This is a genomic window from Flavobacterium sandaracinum (assembly GCF_004349135.1).
GTDB classification, from domain to species: Bacteria; Bacteroidota; Bacteroidia; order Flavobacteriales; family Flavobacteriaceae; genus Flavobacterium; species Flavobacterium sandaracinum.
The window spans coordinates 1-19,352 of record NZ_SMFN01000015.1 but is presented as its reverse complement, the minus strand read 5'-3'; the positions used below and the strand labels follow the sequence as shown (position 1 = coordinate 19,352).

Here is a 19,352-nt window from a genome sequence, read left to right as displayed (position 1 = left end):
CTATCTTAATTTTAAAGTGACAATTGACAATATGGCCAGCATGATAGCCACAATCCAAAAACGGGTTACAATTTTACTTTCGTGATACCCTTTTTTCTGGTAATGATGATGTAAAGGAGACATTAAAAATATTCTTCGGCCTTCGCCAAAGCGTTTCTTCGTATACTTGAAATAACTTACTTGAAGAACCACAGATAAATTTTCGACAAGAAAAATCCCACACAATAAAGGAATGAGCATTTCTTTTCGAACTGCAATTGCAAGAACTGCTATAATTCCGCCAATTGTCAAACTACCGGTATCACCCATAAAAACGGATGCTGGATAGGAATTATACCAAAGAAATCCAATCAATGACCCTACAAAGGCGGCTATGAAAACCGTCATTTCACCAGAATTGGGGATATACATAATGTTCAGATAATTAGAGAAAATAATATTACCTGAGACGAATGTGAATATTCCCAATGCGAGTACCGAAATAGCCGAAGTTCCCGCAGCAAGACCATCAATTCCATCTGTTAGATTAGCGCCGTTTGAAACTGCAGTTATAATAAAAATTACTACCGGAATAAAAATTAACCAAGCCCATTTTTCATATCCGTCCCCAGTCCAAGCCAGCAATTCGGCATAATCAAACTCATTGTTTTTAAAGAAGGGAATTGTCGTTGCCGTAGATTTTTCTTCGATAGGCGCAGGCATAATAACGGTTTGCGTCGACGTTTTAAAAACGTCTACTTTGCCCGTATCCGTTCTTACAGTTACACCAGCATGAAAATATAGAACGATTCCTACTATCAAACCCAAACCAACTTGTCCAAAAACTTTAAATATCCCTTTTAAACCTGCTTTATCTTTCTTGAAAATTTTAATATAATCATCAATAAATCCAATCGTTCCCATCCATAACGTGGTCACTATCAACAATACGATGTAAATATTATGCAGTTTTGCAAACAGTAAAACTGGCACTAAAGTGGCAAAAATTATGATTAATCCTCCCATCGTGGGTGTTCCCGCTTTTTCATTTTGGCCTGCCAACCCTAACTCTCGAACAGTCTCCCCTACTTGTTGTGCTTGCAAAAATCGAATGATTCTTTTTCCATAAATAGTGGACAGTAATAACGATAGCATAAAAGCTAATGCCGATCTAAACGTGATGTACTGAAAAACCCCTGTTCCTGGAACATCTAATGTTTTATCTAAATATTCAAATAAATAGTATAGCATATATCGTTGTTTATTTGGTTAATCGTTGCTGTGCTGTTCGTTACTTTCCAATCTGATGGCTATTCGCAAACAAATAATAGCAACCGATTAAACTATCATTTCCCTAATTGTTCTAAAAATTCTTTTACTGTTTCCATATCATCAAAATGTTGCCGAATCCCTTTGATCTCCTGATAGGTTTCATGTCCTTTTCCGGCTATCAAAATAATATCATTCGGCTGCGCCAATTGGCAAGCTGTCTTTATAGCTTGCTTTCTATCGCTTATGGTCAATGTTTTTTTATAATTTTGAGGTGCTACACCTTGCTCCATTTCAGCAATAATAGCATCTGGCTCTTCATTTCTAGGATTGTCCGAAGTGAAAATTGCTTTATCACTGAGCTCCGATGCAATTCCAGCCATAATGGGGCGCTTGGTTTTATCTCTATTTCCTCCGCAACCTACAACTGTAATCAATTGCTCGTTTTTTGTACGAATAGCATTGATAGTTTTTAGCACATTATCTAAAGCATCTGGAGTATGGGCATAATCCACAATTGCCGTGATGTTAGTTGAAGAAACGATAAACTGGAAACGACCTGAAACACTTTCTAAATCAGATAACAATCGGAGTACTTCTAAACTTTCCATTCCAAGCTCAACGGCAGTACCATATATAGCCAGAAGGTTATAAGCATTAAAGGTTCCTATCAACTTAACCCAAACTTCGTTTCCATTTATTTTAAGCAGCAAGCCCGATAATTGGTTTTCCAGTATTTGTGCTTTATAATCAGCGTAAGTTTTTAAAGCATAAGTGCACTTTTTAGCGGCAGTATTCTGCAACATTACCTGCCCATTTTTATCGTCTATGTTAGACAATATAAAAGCCGTTTTAGGTAAATGATCGAAAAACGATTTTTTCACATCTCTATATTCTGCAAACGTAGGATGATAATCTAAGTGATCGTGTGATAAATTAGTGAATATCCCACCCACAAAATGGAGTGCTTCTGTTCTTTTTTGATGAATCCCATGAGAGCTTACTTCCATAAAACAATAGTCAACATCATTCTCAACCATTGCTGCCAGATAATAATTTATCGTAATAGAATCTGGGGTGGTATGAGTTGCTTTATGCTCTACATCATCTACCATTATTTTTACAGTTGACAGTAAACCAACTTTATAACCCGCTTTTTTAAACAATTGAAACAACAAAGAGGCAATCGTAGTTTTACCATTTGTTCCTGTTATTCCAACTAATTTCAACTTTCGCGACGGATCACCAAAATAATTTGCAGCCATAAAAGCTAAGGCAGAATTCGTGTCTTTAACCTGCACATAGGTAATTCCGTTTACGATCGTATCCGGAAAGGTATCGCATATCACTGCAACAGCACCTTGCGCAATTGCTTTTCCAATAAAATCATGCCCATCAGAAATAGAACCACGTATAGCCACAAAAATGTCATTATTTTCTATTTTTCTAGAATCAAAATCCATTTTGTTTATGGCGATATCTGTCGAACCTTTCACGGCTTCAATAGCTACTTTGTACAATATGTCTTTTAGTATACTCATGATAATTCCAATAATATCGTTGTGTTTTTTACTAAATTCTGTCCCGCTTCGAGCGATTGTTTTTTAACTTTACCAACCCCTATAACCTTCACTTTCATACCCAAATTCCCCAATAAAGCGACAGCATCCATACCTGACATTCCCTTTAAATTTGGAATTATTTGTTGCTTCTTTTGATATTTAGCATAGTAAGCATCATAATTATTTTCTTGTTTTGGAATTTTTCTATCCAAGTTTTTGATTTCATTTGTGGAGGGTGCATCTGTAAATATTTTTTGTGCAATCCTTTTAAAAACAGGACCTGCTACATCCGCACCATAAAAGTTATTAAGAGCAGTATTGGGTCTATGAACTACAACAATACAAGAATACTTAGGTTCGTCTGCCGGAAAATAACCTACAAATGAAGAGGCATAATACATTCCAGATCTGCCACTTTTTCCATAGTCAACCTGTGCCGTACCTGTTTTTCCTGCCATAGAAAAATCTTTAGAATACAGCTTTGAACCTGTTCCTTTTTTTACCACATTTGCTAAAACCGCTTTTAGCTTTGCAATAGTTGCTGGAGAACAAATGCTTGGATTTAAAACTTCCTTCCCATATTTTTTGATGGTTCTGTTCCATTCTTTGATTTCAGAGACAAATTGAGGTTTGACCATTTCACCATTATTAGCAACGGCATTGTAAAAAGCTAAAGTTTGCATTGGCGTGATCGACACTCCGTAACCAAAAGCCATCCACGGAAGGGATATATTAGACCAATTTTTATCGCTGGGTTGCGGAACGTAAGGCTTTCCTTCTCCTTTAATTGAAAGGCCTAATGGTTTATTTAATCCAAAATTATTAAGATGATTTACGAATTTAGAAGGGTCATTTTTGTAATTATCGTAGACCGCTTGCACCATAACAGTGTTAGATGAAAGTTCAAAACCCCTTGCTAACGAAATCTTACCGTAACCTCCTTCATGTGAATCACGCACTTTTTTCCCGGAATAAACTATTACGCCACCTTTACTATCATAAACAGTACTAGTATCTGCTTTTTTATCTTCTAGAAGTGCCATTAAATCAGCTAGTTTATAAGTCGATCCCGGCTCATGAGACTCAGCCACCGCATAATTAGTTGTTTCAAAGTAGGTTCCGTCCTTAGCTCTTCCCAGATTCGAAATTGCTTTTACATGACCTGTTTTTGTTTCCATGACCACAACACAGCCATGATCTGCCTGATATAACTCCAACTGTTTTAATAAAGCATGATGAGCAATATCCTGAATATAAACGTCAATTGTTGAAATTACATCGTATCCATCCTGAGGATCTACCTCATTTATATCACGAATGGGTTTCCACTGTCCTTTGGCGATTTTTTGTTTTAAAATCTTACCGTCTTTACCATTTAAATATTTTCTAAATGCCCACTCAATTCCCTTTCCTTCATAAGACTCACCATTAGAAGTTCGCTCATATCCTACGGTACGCTCTGCAATTTTTCCTATTGGATGCTCTCGCACCGTCTCTTGTTCAATTATAATTCCCCCTTTATAGGCACCCAAATTAAACAATGGAAAACCTTTAATTTTAAAATACTGAGTATAACTTAAATTACGCGCAATCAAGTAATACCTATTTTTATTGGCTCTTGCTTTTCGAAGCTCATTTTCAAAAAAACTAGACGACTTGCCTAATACTGTCGCTAAGGAATCTGATAGTGATTTAACATTTTTTTCAAATGATTCTGCTTTGGGAGTAACAGCATCAAACCGTATTTCATAATTAGGAATCGATGTAGCCAATAGACTTCCGTCAGCAGAATAAATATTTCCTTTATTTGCTGGAATCACAAAGTTCCTAACCGTTCTTTCCTTGGCTAACTTTCTATAATAATCTCCTTCGACCCACTGAATATTTGTTAATTTCACAGCAATAGCAATAGCCATGACAAAAATGCCAAAAGCTACCAGATAAATTCTGTACGATATGTGTTTATCTTCTACTGCCATAATTTTTCTAAAACACTTTTCTCTTTTTCTTCTTTAACTTTAATTTTTACTGGAGGAACTGTTGATGGAAAAATTTCTTTTTCTATCATTTTTTCAGAAACAGTCGATTCCATTTTCAGTTTCATTAATTCTGAGCGTCTATCGACAAATTCTGAGCGCAACTCTTTGGCTTTATTTGTTAATTCTGCAATCTTAAACACTTTTTGTTCAAATCGTTGGGTGTTTGCTATCATTAGAATAGCCAACAGAATTATAAAAACGATAAAACGCCAGTTTTTAACCGCATCCTCATTGACAAGGAACCTTGCTTTTAGTAAACTGTATACTCCGTTTTTCATTTTTTATTAACCCCAACCTATCTCTAAAGTAGAGAAGATCTGCAATTGGGTATATTTTATTGTTTATATTTTACTTTCCAACTCGGGCGCTTAGAATTACCTCTTTTCAGCTATTCGTAATTTTGCACTTCTGGCTCTGTTGTTTTCTTTAATCTCGGCGTTATCTGGAACGATTAATTTTCCAATTGTTTTGAACGGAACCGAAAAATTACCAAAAAAGTCTCGCTCTGGTTCTCCTTCAAACATACCATTTTTCATAAATCTCTTCACCAATCTGTCTTCTAACGAATGATAGGAGATCACACTTAATCTCCCATTTGGATTTAATATTTCAAGAGACTGTTCTAAAAACTCTTTCAAAACATCCATCTCTTGATTTACTTCTATTCGAATAGCCTGATATATCTGAGCTAAAATTTTATTTCTAACTCTCTCTGGTAAAAAACGTGCCAAAACCTCCTTCAATGCATCTGTTGTCTTGATTGGATCTTGTTCTCTAGCCTCTATAATTGTTCTGGCTAAAACGGGTGCATTTTTCAATTCACCATAATCCAAGAACACCCTTTTTAAATTAGCCTCGTCATATTCATTGACCACTCTATAAGCATTCAAATCATTTTTCTGACTCATTCTCATATCTAAGTCGGCATCAAACCGAGTAGAGAAACCTCGTTCTGCAACATCAAATTGATGGGAAGAAACCCCTAAATCTGCCAAAATTCCATCCACGCTTTTTACTCCATAAAAGCGTAAAAACCGTTTTATAAATCTAAAATTTTCATTGATTAACGTAAATCTTTCATCAGCGAGAGCATTGGCTAAAGCATCTTCATCCTGATCAAAAGCAAATAATTTTCCATCTGGACCAAGTCTTTTCAAAATCTCTTTTGAATGCCCACCACCACCAAAAGTAACATCTACATATATGCCATCAGGCTTGATATTTAAACCATCTACTGATGCTTGAAGCAAAACCGGATTATGATATTCCATTGTCGTCGTCATTTATATTTCCCATTACATCTTCGGCTAAATCCGCAAAATCTACATCTTCGCCACTTATTGATTTTTCATACAAATCTTTATCCCAAATTTCTACAATATTTACAGCAGAGGAGAAAACTACCTCTTTAGTAATACTGGAGTAAGCCACCAAATCTTTAGGAACTAACAATCGCCCTAAAGCATCAATCTCAACTACTTTTACACCAGCGGTAAACCTGCGAATAAAGTCATTGTTTTTCTTTACAAATCGATTTAGTTTGTTGATTTTTTGCATCATTAAATCCCATTCTTTCATAGGATACAGCTCTAAACAAGGCTGAAAAACAGAACGCTTCAAAACGAATCCGTTTTGAAGTGAAGTAGCCAACTGCTTTTTTAAGGGCGCTGGCATGAGCAGCCTTCCTTTAGCATCGACTTTACATTCATATGTTCCGACAATTGTATCCAAGCAAAAAGTATTAAATGATATAGAGCAAAAATATAAAAAATATTACCACTATTTACCACTATATACCACTTTGTTAATAAGTTTAACCACTTTAGGATAAAAACCCTTAATTTATGGACACTCAAAAGATTAGCCTTCCTTTGTCGTATTTGTAAGAAACATAATGTTATAAAAAATAGACCTTAAAAACACAAAGAATTATCGTTTTTAAGTACTATGAGGACCACTTAAAAAGAGTAAAATAGGGACTGAAAATTGAAAAAAAAGTATCAATTAGTAGAGCCATCTCGATAATTTTACAATTAAAAATTGTTGTAAAAATTCATTTTTATTTATTAAATCCTATATTTGTCAAAATTGAAAATCCGGTTTCACAAAAAATGGAAAAACACTATAAAAAAGAAGGTAGATACAGCTATTATGAAGCTGGCGAAGGAACTCCAATTGTGATCTTGCATGGACTTATGGGCGGACTCAGTAATTTTGATGCTGTGGCTAATTATTTTTCCACAAGAGGATACAAAATAATCATTCCAGATTTACCCATATACACGCAAAATATTTTGAAAACGAATGTAAAAAGTTTTGCAAAATACGTTAAGGATTTTATCACATTCAAAGGTTTAGAGCGCGTAATCCTTTTAGGAAACTCATTAGGCGGTCATATTGCTTTATACCACACTAAAATGTATCCTGAAAAAGTAGCTGGGCTTGTAATAACTGGTAGTTCTGGACTTTACGAAAGCGCTATGGGAGACAGTTACCCTAAAAGAGGCGACTACGAGTATATTAAAAAAAAGGCTGAGGATGTGTTTTACGATCCCAAAGTAGCTACTAAAGAGCTTATTGATGAAGTATATGAATCGGTAAACGATCGTATAAAATTGATAAAAACATTGACGATTGCTAAAAGTGCTATTCGTCATAACATGGCAAAAGATTTACCAAAAATGCATGTTCAAACTTGCATTATCTGGGGGAAAAACGACAAAGTTACCCCGCCGGATGTTGCTGAAGAATTTCATAAATTATTACCTAATTCTGCTTTGTATTGGATTGACAAATGTGGTCATGCAGCTATGATGGAACATCCCGATGAATTTAATCGCTTGTTAGAAGACTGGTTAACACATACTCATTTAGCAGTACACTAAACGTAGAAGGAGAATTTTATACCCTGAAAAAATGAAAATTAATACCGCCGAATTTGTTATTAGCAACTCCGATGTAAGCAAATGTCCAAAGGACTTTTTGCCGGAATACGCTTTTATAGGCAGATCAAATGTTGGAAAATCCTCTTTGATCAACATGATAACGAATCATAAAAAACTAGCAAAAACATCTGGAAGACCAGGAAAAACTCAATTAATTAATCATTTTTTAATAAATAATAATTGGTTCTTGGTCGATTTACCTGGATATGGGTATGCAAAAGTTTCCAAAAAAACAAAATCTATTTTCCAAGAATTTATCACGGATTATTTTGAAACCAGAGAACAATTAGTTTGTGCTTTTGTGTTGATAGACATTCGCCATGAAGCACAAACTATAGACATTGAATTCATGTCATACATGGGGGAAAGTGAAATTCCTTTCTGTATTGTTTTCACCAAAGCAGATAAGATTAGTAAAGTAAAAATTGATTCTCATGTAGCCGCTTACAAAAAGAAAATGTTTGCTAACAACTGGGCCGAAATGCCACATTATTTTATAACTTCAGCGACCGAATCTACTGGGAAAGAAGAATTATTGAGTTATATAGACGAAGTAAATCAAGAAGTTTTCAAGAACAATGCTCAGTTATAGAAATAGGCTACTTTCATAAAAATAAATCCCAAAACTTAATTTAGTTTTGGGATTTTTGCTTTAGTGGAACTTCAATTCTATTACTAAAATTCTACTCCGTTTCTTTATATCTGTTCCGACTATTTTTTGGCTGTAGTGAAAAATTTAAAGGCATATAAAAACAGCTAAGTAATAAGAATAAAACAATGACGTATTTTTTTTTACCATATAAGTCATTGAAGTTTCATTTGTGTAAGACTGATAACTTAAGCAATAATAAGGTCGTTTAAGGTTTACATGACTTTTTATGTTAAATAGTATTTCACTCCTTTTATAGTACGGCAATAAATAAGTCCAACTACTTACTTCCCAACCTATAATGATTTATCCTAATAAATAATAACGCCAAAGCGTACTACATTACTGCTTTTTCAGGTCCAATTTTTCAGCAAAATAATCACAGAAATCTTTCATTGTATCCGCCATTTTTTCATCATCCGTGGCTCGTTTAAATGTTTCAGACATTGCTACTAAAGTCTGATGAAAGAAAATTTTCATTTCATCAACTGGCATATCTTTTGTCCATAAATCAATCCGCATACTTTCTTTTGCTTTGCTATCCCAAATGGACAGCATAATAGCTTTTGCTTCCTCTAATTCGACTCCTCCATCCTTTGCAGACCACATAAGTTTTTCTGGAACACGGTTTTCATCTAATTCGACTAGAAACTTAATTTCTGATGTATTTTTATTTGACATTATTTCTTGGGTTTGTATTTTGATTTAATAAAAATTTCTTTCGCATTTGTTTTTAACAAATCCGCAATAGGTACTTCATTATTTTTTACATAGGATCGCACGATTTGCCAACCTAACCATGCCCCAACTTGACCAGGTGAATCATTATCGATTTCCAAATAAAATTTGGAAAATGGAGCTGGATTTATAAATCGAGGAACTAATTTTTGATCACTGCTGTAAAGCATTTCTTTTTCAATAAAATAACGCCACATGTAACTTTCATTTTCCTGACACCATACTATTTGTTCAGGAGTATATCCCATTTTTTCAGCATCTGAATAAGCAGGCAACAACAAATCTTTTAAATACAATTGCTTTCCATTATAAATCATTTGACTTAACAAATCCTTATCTAAAATTGGCACAATTTTACGACCAGCAAAACTTGAAACAACATCTGGCGCAATCTGCCTTTGCTCAAAATTTTGTTTTAAATAATTTGGAAACTGATAAAACCTGTGGTCCTTCCCTAAATATAATTCAAGGGAAACAATGACTAAACTGTCTGCATAAATAGCTTTATTTTTATAATCCATTTCAGAGATTATAGCAATTACTTTAGGCGTTTGGGTTTGTGGAAAGTAGTATTTAATATGTTTAAAAAGCGTTTCTAATTCCTCTTTCACGGGTTCAAAATCAGCATATTTTTTTTGAACTTCGGTATACAATTCTCTCCAAATAGGATCTTGCATTTTATTTAACCAAACACTGTTATCGTTTCCTAAAGGGAAGAAAAACGGAAATTCCTTTTTAACATTTTCTAAATCCTGCGGTGGTGTTTCAAAAAATATTTTGTCAAACCGTACTACTTTTATTTCTACAGGAATGGCTGTTACGGCACTTTCCACTTTACTTTTCTTGTCACAGGACAAAACGAAGAGGCAAAAGGCTACAAGAAACAGATATTTTTTCATATATATTAATTAAATTTGTTCCCAAAGAATCCTGGGAAATAAAAGCACAACATAATTATTTTGCAAATATACATTCCTGCTTTTTAAAACGTAAACTATTATGACTAAAAAAAGTACAATCCAAATTGAAAAAGTGAATACCCAAATTGTAGACTGGCTGAAAAGTTATGCTCAAAATGCAAAGGTAAATGGATTTGTCATAGGCATATCAGGCGGAGTGGACTCCGCTGTTACCTCAACCTTGTGCGCTCAAACAGGATTAAAAGTTTTATGCGTAGAAATGCCAATCCATCAAGCACCAAGTCATGTTACTAGGGGAAGAGAACATATTGCACAGCTAAAACAACGATTTCCTAATGTTACTAGTACTGAAGCGGATTTAACCCACGTTTTTGATACCTTCCAATCAGCAGTTCCTGGCGATTCAAATGACGCAAAAGTATCCTTAGCACTAGCCAATACTCGCGCACGATTACGAATGACTACTTTGTATTACTTTGCTGGAATTCATGGCTTATTAGTTGCTGGAACTGGTAATAAAGTAGAAGATTTTGGAGTTGGTTTCTATACAAAATATGGAGATGGTGGAGTGGATTTGAGTCCAATTGCCGATTTAATGAAATCCGAAGTCTATTTATTAGGCCATTTTTTGAAAATACCAGAATCTATATTAGAAGCCTCCCCAACAGATGGCCTATTTGGTGATGATAGGACGGATGAAGATCAATTAGGAGCTAGTTATGATGAACTAGAATGGGCAATGAAGCAGGATGAAGCTAAAAAAAATAAGGATGACTTTTCAGGAAGAGAAAAAATTGTTTTCGAAATTTACAAACGATTAAACACCATTAATCAACATAAAATGGCACCAATTCCGGTTTGTTTTGTGATAAAAGACTAAAGAAATCATATTTTATATTGATTTACAATTAATTACAGAATTTATTTATTAATTTTACAGTTCCAATTACAAATAAAAACAATTCTAAAAAATTAAAAGTTATGATTAAAGTATGTATAGCCGATAATTTCCCTGTTGTGCATTTTGGAGTAAAATCTTACTTTAAAGATAATGCAGACATCTCAATAGTTGCCAATGTGGGCAATTTCTTGATGGTGAGGGATATACTTCAAACAAAAGACATTGATGTATTAGTACTAGATTTGGAGCTGGAAGGTCTTTCCAGTATTTTTGAGGTTAAAGCAGTCTTGAAAAATTTTCCAAAAACAAAAATTATTATCTTCAGTGGTCTTTCTGAACAAATTTATGCGCCAAATGCCATAAAAGCCGGAGTATCTGGCTTTGTGCATAAATCAGAAAAGTTAGAAACTTTAGGTATTTCGATCATTAAAGTCTACCAAGGTAAGATCATAATGAATGAAACCGTGAAGAAAAACTTAGCATTGATTGCTAAACAAAGTAAGAGCGAGCGTTTGTATCGCAAGCTATCTAATCGAGAAGTGGAAGTATTACGTTATTTAAGTGGGGGGAAAAAGAATCACGAAATTGCTGAAATTTTAGGACTCAACGAAAAAACTATTAGTACGTACAAATTGCGGTTGCTTACAAAACTAAATGTCACTAATTTAGTAGACTTAGTAGAAAAAGCAAAAAAATTAGAGATTGTCTAGCACTAGCTAAATGATATTCTTCCTTTTTTTCTAAAAAGGGATTACTCTTAACGAAAAGCGCTATAAAATCTGAATTTAATTTAGATTTTATAGCGCTTTCGTAATATTTAAATGTTTGATCAAAGTTGAAATTATATTTTTTCAATGGTAGCGCACTACTACTCTTCCCAATTTCCTTGAAAATTTTCCTCTAAGTTCGATATAATTCATTACCATGGTTAAAGATTCCATATTATCAGAATCTGGTTCATTTGACACTGCATTTTTTAAATCTTCGATGATCTCACTGAGTAAGAACCATCTGAGAGTAAACAACGTGTCTGAAATACTCTGATTTAAGGTTTCTTCTTTGGTTTTTGGAAAAATATTCTGGCCAATCCAGTCGTGCAATACGTATTTCTCATCCTCCATCATAATACTTGTTACCTCCTGAGGAACACCCGCCTGCAAATGGTTTATGTATTTTTCCACACCAGAATCTTCGTTTTGAAGATAATAATTAATTAAATCACCATAAATTTCTCTGAATATTGGACTTGCAAACTCTACTTCATCTTCTTGTAAACTTAAATATATTTTTTGGAAAATCTTTAATTCTTTCATCTCAGAAACTTCAATGATTTCCCCTTCTTCATTGGCCTTCATCAATACTTCTTCGAAATTTTCCGTCTTGTTTCCGTATAACAAAAGAACTTTGATAATCTCTCGCTCAAATAAATAAAGAGAATCCACTTTATCCGTTGGATTTGTGCTTTCATTTTTCACAAAGTCAAATGCCTTTTGAACTTGTTTTTGCTTTTTGTCCACTTCATTCACCTCTTTTAGAACTAATTGTGCCAGAGTACTTTGCAAAACTTGTTCTGAAATATCCATTATCCTAGAACACTCCTGAATGTAAATTTCTCTCTGAATTCGATCAGGAATTTTTGAAATACTCACCACCATATCCCGAATCAAATCAGCTTTTTTGATAGGGTCATTTTTAGCTTCATTCATCAAAAGCGATGCTTTGAACTGGATAAAATCTTTAGCGTTATTCTCTAAATAAAAAATTAAGTCTTCATAGGATGTTTTCTTGGCAAAACTATCTGGATCCTCTCCGTCTGGAAAAGTACACACTTTCACATTCATGCCCTCTTCTAGAATCAAATCGATCCCTCGGATGGAAGCACGCAATCCTGCTGCATCACCATCAAAAAGTACGGTAATATTTTTTGTCAAACGGTTGACTAATCGGATTTGATCTGGAGTCAATGCGGTACCAGAAGAAGCAACGACATTCTCAATTCCCGCTTGATTGAACTGAATTACATCTGTATATCCTTCTACTAAATAACAATTATTAAGTTTAGCAATAGATTGTTTGGCTTGATAAATCCCGTAAAGCACTTTACTTTTGTGGTAAATATCACTTTCAGGCGAATTTAAATATTTTGCTGCTTTTTTATCATTGGTAAGAATCCTTCCTCCAAAACCCAGCACTCTTCCTGACATACTTTGGATAGGAAACATAACACGCCCTTTGAAACGATCAAACGGTCTGTCTTCTCTAGGGATTGTCAACCCTGTACTTTCCAAAAATTCTAATTGATAGCCTTTACCAAGCGCTTCTTTTGTAAAAGCATCCCACGCTTCGGGTGAATAACCTAAACTAAATTTCTTTATTGTTTCATTGGTAAACCCTCGTTCTTTAAAATAGGAATACCCAATCGCCTTTCCTTCTTCGGAGTTTAAAAGGGTAGTATGGAAGTAGGTTTTTGCAAATTCCGAGACCAGATACATACTTTCTCTTAAATCAGTATTGGCTTTCTCTTCATCAGTTTGCTCCGTTTCTTCAATTTCAATATTGTACTTTTTGGCTAAATAGCGAATCGCTTCCGGATAAGTAAACTTTTCGTGTTCCATCAAGAAAGCCACAGAGTTACCCCCTTTACCTGAGCTGAAATCCTTCCAAATTCCTTTGGCGGGTGAAACCATAAACGATGGAGAGCGCTCTTCAGAGAAAGGACTCAATCCCTTGAAGTTAGATCCAGCTCGTTTTAAATTTACGAAATCACCAATAACCTCCTCAACTCGAGCAGTTTCGAAAACAGTATCTATAGTAGCTTTTGAAATCAATTTTTTTATTTTGGAAATCCAAAGTTACAAAGTTTAGTGCGACAAAATTATACGTACAATGAATAAAATCAAACATCCTTTCACTTTTTCACTTACACTATAAATTCAAGAAATTTAAATACACCAAACCTGACTTTCAAATATTTTTTTTAGAGTAATAAACTTACTTTTAAAATCGATTTCTTCAAGAATCCCAAATTCCTATTTAATCCCTGTTCATTTTAAATAAAATATGCGTTCATTTGCAAATGCTATCCAAACCAATATACTAATTTACGACCCCATAAGCTATGATTTTTATGGAAATCAAACCTTTAGCGCAGACTAAAAAAGCCAATACTAATTTGCTATCAAGTACTGTCTACAAAAAAGAATTTAATGAAATTTTATTATTTCTATCAGAAATAGGTATAATTTCAGATGCTTTTATTTCCCTTAGTGCCAATGAGGGACATTCCATTCAATCCAAGATAGGCTTGGAGACTTTAAGAAACCCATACGATATTATTTGCTTTCAAGATTTTATAAATAGCAATCAAGTGGTACTTGTTTCTAATATTAAAACTGATTCTAGATATCAATCTCTAGATAAAACTAATCCTCACTCTTTTGAGTTTTTTGCTGGATTTCCTATAACTATTTCTGACCATTTTACAGGAACACTTTGTATCCTAGATAAAAAGTCTAGAGAACTTTCCTCCAATGATTTAAAAATCATAAAACAATCCGTTTCCAGAATTGAATCTGTGCTGCAGCTGCACATAACCAACCAGGAGATAAAAACACTTGACAATCACAATAGAATGAAATTTAAAATGTTTGAAGAAAATTCAAATGAGATTTTATTTCAACTTAATTTTGAGGGCGTACTCACTTACGTCTCCAAAAATTGGACAACATCTTTTGGATATGAAGTGAATGAAGCAGTAGGCAAAAACCTCATTCAATTTATTCATTCAGAAAATATTGACTCATGGGCGAGTTATTTAAGTAGTACATCTGTAAATAAAAAAAATACAGACAAAATTACATTTAGATTCCAACATAAGAAAGGGCATTATGTTTGGCTTTCCTCCTGTGTACAAATATTGGAACAAGACGGAGCATACTTTTATATTGGCAACTGCACAGATATTTCAGCATTTATCGAAAATGAGCATAAACTGAATCAACAAAAAGATTTTTACGAAACCATATTAAATAGTTTACCAACTGATGTCGTGGTTTTTGATGTACACCATAAATACCTATATTTAAATCCTATTGCTATTAAGAACAAAGAACTTCGTGAATTTATTATTGGGAAAGATGATTTTGAATACGCTGCACATCTGAATAGAGACCCTTCAATTGCCAAAAGTCGTCGAGAACGATTTCTCGCTGCACTTCACACTAAAGAGGTCATTGCTTGGGAAGAAATGCTAAACACTCCAACTGATGGTAAAACCTATCATAATAGGAAAATAACTCCAGTATTTAATGAAGACGGAAGTTTTAAAATGATGATTGGTTTTAGTGTAAACATCACAGAAAGCAAAAATATACAAGAGGAAATACTACAAAGTAAAGCGTTGATTCAAAACATTCTAAATAATACCGCCGTTGGGATTTTGGTTCAAGGACCCAACTCGGAAATTTTAGAAAATAATTTAGCTGCCTCTGAGATGCTTGGACTTAGCCAAGATCAATTAGTAGGAAAAACCTCTTTTGATGAGTATTGGCACGTAATTCGCGAAAATGGCACCAACTTTGAACCGGAAAACCATCCTGTCTCACAATCTATAAAGTATTTAAAACCAATCAATAATATAGTAATGGGAGTTCATCGACCAACCAAAAAAGATTTGGTTTGGTTATTGGTTGATGCCGTACCTATTTTTAACAATGATCAGGAATTACTTTATGTAATTTGTTCCTTCAATAATATTACACAACAAAAAAATACTGAAGAGGCGCTGAAAATAAGCAACGAACGTTTTACTTATGCCACCAAAGCTACATCTGATGTAATATGGGATTGGGAAATAGGAACTGAAAATTTTATAATTGGAGAAAATTATACGAAGATTTTTGGTCATAAATTAAATAATGAACATAACTTTTTAAAAGTGACGGATTTTGATAATTTGATTCATCCTGAAGACTTAGAAAGAGTTCTTAAAAACGTCAAAACAACACTTAAAAGCAAAGCAACAACTTGGTATGATGAATTTCGCTATTTAAAATCTGATGGTTCTTATGCTTATATAACAGACACCGCCTATATAATCCGTGACAAATCCAATAGAGCGATTCGTATGATTGGGGCTCAAACGGATATCACTACCAAGAAAAAAGTAAGTGAAGAATTACGGATCAGTGAAGAAAAATTCAAAGGGGCATTTGAACATTCTGCTGTAGGAATGGCTATCATAGATCTCGATGGTTTCTGGATAGAGACAAACAAAAGATCATGGGAAATATTAGGCTATTCTAAGGAAGAGTTTAAAAAACTAACTTGTCTTATGATGACCTATCCAGATGATATAGAAGAAGATGTGATTAATAAAAAAAGATTGACTCTAGGTTTGGCCCCAAATTTCAGTTTAGAAAAAAGATACATTCATAAAAACAAGTCTATAGTTTGGGTTCATTTGTCTGTATCTGTGGTAAGGGATAACGAAGGAAGGATTTTGCATTTTATACCTCAGCTTATAGATATTACAGAAAGAAAGAAAATTGAAAAGGAGAATAGATTATTAGCAGAAGAAAATTTTAAAAATAAAACACTTCAACTTGACGAGGCTAAAAACAGATACCGCCTTTTAGCAGATAATACGGTAGATTTAGTTTGCTTGCATAATTTTGATGGTACTTTTCAATATATTTCACCTTCAGTATTTAAACTTTTGGGCTACCATCCTGAATACTTAGAGGGAAAATCACCTCTAGAGTTCATGCACCCACAAGATGTTGAAGAGGTGCAAAAAAACATTTCAATTTTTAGAACTAAAAAGGAAGACATCTCTATACGAGCTAGATTTAGAAATACAAATGGAAAGTATATTTGGTTTGAAACCAAGGCTAACTTAGTAAAAGTAAATGGAATTTCAGAGAGTATTCTTTCGGCAACAAGAGATATCACTGCGCAAAAAGAAGCAGAAGAATCTATAAAAAATGCATTGGGTCAGGAGCGAAAATTAAATGAATTACGCACCAATTTAGTTTCTACCATATCGCATGAGTTTAGAACCCCTATGACAACTATCAGAACAAGTGCCGAATTAATAGAAATGTATATTGAAGATGTGACTTTTAAAAACTCCGATAGATTGCAAAAGCATTTGTATACTATTACGAATGAAATTGATCGAATCGTCGAACTAATGAATACTGTTTTGACCATCTCTAGAGAAGATTCAGGAATGACTAATTATAGCCCAATTACTTTCGATTTAAAGCAAGTTTGCTTAGACGTGATAGAAGCTAGTTATTCCAATCAAAAAGACGGTCGAATAGTAGAAACAACTATTCAGGGAAATGCTTTTCCTGTTCTTGCTGATAAAAAATTAATGGAGTACGCGCTATTCAACGTTTTAAATAATGCTTTCAAATATTCTGAAGGATGTGGTAATATCGTCCTTTATCTTTTTTCTACAGACGCTACTGTTAGTGTTGAAATTATTGACTTTGGTATCGGAATTCCAAAAATAGATCAGCATAAACTTTTTAACACCTTTTTTAGAGCTAGTAATACCGATGGGATTCAAGGGACTGGTCTTGGGCTTTATATTGTAAAGACATTCACTGAAAAAAATTCAGGAACTATAAAACTCGAAAGTAAATTAGGAAAAGGGACTAAAATAACGTTAGAATTCCCACTGCATCATAGCAACAAAAACTAATAAATAGTGTATTAGGACAAGGATAATTTAGATTACAAACTGGGAGGTACGCATTGCTCTTTGTCAAAAATTAAAGTATTATTAACAAAACGATCAAGTACTGAATACGCTGGAAAAACATGATGTTTAGATAGTTTTATCGCTAAAAATCCAGAAGATTTTGTATTGAGTACTAATTTATAGGAATACCATCGAAATGATAAAGAAAATCGAAGGCATAACAGCACAAATACGAAGAAAAGACATTGCAAAGGGAAGTTTATTTTACAAGAAATTAGTATTGAATAGTAACATAAACAGGTTATAAGCATCAATAAAGTATTTATGGATAGATCCCTACTTTTCGTGATTCTAATGTTGGTTATTTGATTCAAGTCTAAACCTATTTTATGTCCGTTATTACAAACTAATAGTTTCTGTTCTACAATACCAAAAAAACAATCATTAGGCGTATTATTATGTTTATTTTCTAAACTAAAAATCATGTTACTACATCATTTAACTTATAATATTCCTACCAAAACAGCTTACATTAATCAACCAAATCTTAATTATAAAAACTTATTACTCCTAACAAATTTTAAGTAAGCTGTCCGGTAAGAACCCCAAATCTTGAACCAAATGTAACTTAAGAAACAACTTGGATACGGATTTTAATTAATAGGTTAAAAAGAAGTAGTGATAATTTTAAATGTCAAAAAAATGACTATTAAATTAAGACTTTATTTTGTTCTCTAATTTTTTGAACTAATTTCATAACCAATAAATAAATTAGATAATTTTTGAAAAAAATGAATAGGAATTTAATTTACCCAATTTTTCTAAATAATTCCTTTGATAATATGAATAAGGCTATTCTTAAAATAAAGTCTATCAAGAATAAAGCCAGCAGTATTACTTATATATTACGAAAATAAAAAAAGCAAAAACTACAATAAATACTCCAAGAAGGAGGACTGCGCTGACACAGAGATTAATTTTTTTATTTAAATTTGTGTCTGTATTCTTTAGCAAAAAATCTAATTTAGCCCAATCACTATCTGAAAGAGGAGTATTCATAATTTACTTTTTCATGGAATTATAGTTTAAATATAAAATCCTAAAAAGAGATTAATTGCGTTTTGACTAATAAATTAAAAAATAAAAGAAATAATTTAAAATGGCACTGATTTAGAGATACTCATTAGCCTTGCTCATGATTGTTCACTTGAATAGATTTAATATAATCAGACGGAGTCATCCCTTTATACGCTTTGAAACTTGTGGTGAAATAAGAAAAGGAATTAAAGCCCGTTTCATCTACTAAAAACTGAATATTTCTTTCTCCTAAATCGATGAGTGGATGTACTAATTTAGCTGGGAGTTTGAGTTAAGAGAAAAAACCTTAATTTTAACTTATGACAAGAGAAAGAAAAATTTATGACGCAGCGTTTAAAATAAAAGCTGTAGAATTGAGTAATGAACGATCTAACCTTACTGAATTAGCCAGAGAATTAGGTATCCGTGTTAGTATGCTGTATAAATGGCGTAAAGATTACGATAAATTTGGATCTGGTAGTTTTCCTGGTAATGGAATTTTAAAACAAACCGCAGAACAAAAATTGATTAGCGAATTAGAGGCAAAATTAAAAGAAGCTG

General features: G+C 33.4%; 16 protein-coding genes. 6 read left to right on the top strand and 10 right to left on the bottom strand.

What is annotated here, in order from left to right; translation table 11 throughout:
* The 6 genes from mraY to mraZ all read right to left on the bottom strand — a co-directional run bounded on the left by mraY (nucleotide 1) and on the right by mraZ (nucleotide 6,580).
* Nucleotides 1-1,230, bottom strand: coding sequence for a phospho-N-acetylmuramoyl-pentapeptide-transferase (gene mraY / locus E0F91_RS12335; protein ID WP_073351965.1), 1,230 nt, complete (start codon nucleotides 1,228-1,230; stop codon nucleotides 1-3).
* Nucleotides 1,231-1,325: 95 nt separating this feature from the next.
* Complete coding sequence (locus tag E0F91_RS12330; protein WP_132066782.1) at nucleotides 1,326-2,789, bottom strand: UDP-N-acetylmuramoyl-L-alanyl-D-glutamate--2,6-diaminopimelate ligase; 1,464 nt, start codon at nucleotides 2,787-2,789, stop codon at nucleotides 1,326-1,328.
* Nucleotides 2,786-4,789 (bottom strand): penicillin-binding protein, encoded by a 2,004-nt coding sequence (locus E0F91_RS12325; protein WP_132066781.1) that lies wholly within the window; start codon nucleotides 4,787-4,789, stop codon nucleotides 2,786-2,788. Before E0F91_RS12325 ends, E0F91_RS12330 begins: the two co-directional genes overlap by 4 nt.
* Nucleotides 4,780-5,127, bottom strand: a complete 348-nt coding sequence (locus E0F91_RS12320; RefSeq protein ID WP_132066780.1) for an FtsL-like putative cell division protein — start codon at nucleotides 5,125-5,127, stop codon at nucleotides 4,780-4,782. Before E0F91_RS12320 ends, E0F91_RS12325 begins: the two co-directional genes overlap by 10 nt.
* A gap of 96 nt (nucleotides 5,128-5,223) precedes the next feature.
* Nucleotides 5,224-6,132 carry a 16S rRNA (cytosine(1402)-N(4))-methyltransferase RsmH gene (gene rsmH, locus E0F91_RS12315; protein WP_207919047.1) on the bottom strand — a complete coding sequence of 303 codons (909 nt, stop codon included), beginning with the start codon at nucleotides 6,130-6,132 and terminating at the stop codon, nucleotides 5,224-5,226.
* Nucleotides 6,107-6,580 (bottom strand): division/cell wall cluster transcriptional repressor MraZ, encoded by a 474-nt coding sequence (mraZ, locus tag E0F91_RS12310; RefSeq protein WP_132066778.1) that lies wholly within the window; start codon nucleotides 6,578-6,580, stop codon nucleotides 6,107-6,109. Before mraZ ends, rsmH begins: the two co-directional genes overlap by 26 nt.
* Before the next feature lie 380 nt (nucleotides 6,581-6,960).
* On the opposite strand from mraZ, the gene E0F91_RS12305 reads away from it, so the two are divergent.
* Both E0F91_RS12305 and yihA read left to right on the top strand, forming a co-directional pair.
* Entirely contained in the window at nucleotides 6,961-7,734 is a 774-nt protein-coding gene (locus E0F91_RS12305) for an alpha/beta fold hydrolase (protein WP_066080767.1), read from the top strand.
* A 31-nt stretch (nucleotides 7,735-7,765) separates the two neighbouring features.
* Entirely contained in the window at nucleotides 7,766-8,386 is a 621-nt protein-coding gene (gene yihA, locus E0F91_RS12300; protein ID WP_132066777.1) for a ribosome biogenesis GTP-binding protein YihA/YsxC, read from the top strand.
* A 399-nt stretch (nucleotides 8,387-8,785) separates the two neighbouring features.
* Here the strand turns inward: yihA and gldC are convergent, their stop codons facing one another.
* Nucleotides 8,786-9,124 (bottom strand): gliding motility protein GldC, encoded by a 339-nt coding sequence (gldC, locus tag E0F91_RS12295; RefSeq protein WP_132066776.1) that lies wholly within the window; start codon nucleotides 9,122-9,124, stop codon nucleotides 8,786-8,788.
* Nucleotides 9,124-10,080, bottom strand: coding sequence for a gliding motility lipoprotein GldB (gene gldB / locus E0F91_RS12290; protein ID WP_132066775.1), 957 nt, complete (start codon nucleotides 10,078-10,080; stop codon nucleotides 9,124-9,126). Before gldB ends, gldC begins: the two co-directional genes overlap by 1 nt.
* A 100-nt stretch (nucleotides 10,081-10,180) precedes the next feature.
* Between gldB and nadE the strand changes: the two genes are divergently transcribed.
* Both nadE and E0F91_RS12280 read left to right on the top strand, forming a co-directional pair.
* The gene (gene nadE, locus E0F91_RS12285) at nucleotides 10,181-10,981 is read left to right on the top strand and encodes an NAD(+) synthase (RefSeq protein WP_132066774.1); all 801 of its coding nucleotides are present in this window, start codon (nucleotides 10,181-10,183) and stop codon (nucleotides 10,979-10,981) included.
* A 101-nt stretch (nucleotides 10,982-11,082) separates the two neighbouring features.
* A complete protein-coding gene (locus E0F91_RS12280; RefSeq protein WP_066079986.1) occupies nucleotides 11,083-11,712 on the top strand; it encodes a response regulator transcription factor in 630 nt (209 codons plus the stop codon).
* A 141-nt stretch (nucleotides 11,713-11,853) separates the two neighbouring features.
* On the opposite strand, the gene dnaG is transcribed toward E0F91_RS12280, so the two are convergent.
* A complete protein-coding gene (dnaG, locus tag E0F91_RS12275; RefSeq protein ID WP_132066773.1) occupies nucleotides 11,854-13,830 on the bottom strand; it encodes a DNA primase in 1,977 nt (658 codons plus the stop codon).
* 299 nt (nucleotides 13,831-14,129) lie between these two features.
* Here dnaG and E0F91_RS12270 point away from each other — a divergent pair, with 299 nt between their 5' ends.
* Nucleotides 14,130-17,714 carry a PAS domain S-box protein gene (locus tag E0F91_RS12270; protein WP_165930128.1) on the top strand — a complete coding sequence of 1,195 codons (3,585 nt, stop codon included), beginning with the start codon at nucleotides 14,130-14,132 and terminating at the stop codon, nucleotides 17,712-17,714.
* Nucleotides 17,715-18,897: 1,183 nt separating this feature from the next.
* Here E0F91_RS12270 and E0F91_RS12265 read toward each other — a convergent pair.
* The gene (locus E0F91_RS12265; RefSeq protein WP_243698901.1) at nucleotides 18,898-19,029 is read right to left on the bottom strand and encodes a helix-turn-helix domain-containing protein; all 132 of its coding nucleotides are present in this window, start codon (nucleotides 19,027-19,029) and stop codon (nucleotides 18,898-18,900) included.
* Nucleotides 19,030-19,111: 82 nt separating this feature from the next.
* On the opposite strand from E0F91_RS12265, the gene E0F91_RS12260 reads away from it, so the two are divergent.
* On the top strand, nucleotides 19,112-19,352 hold a 241-nt coding region (locus tag E0F91_RS12260; RefSeq protein ID WP_132066289.1), incomplete at its 3' end, for a transposase.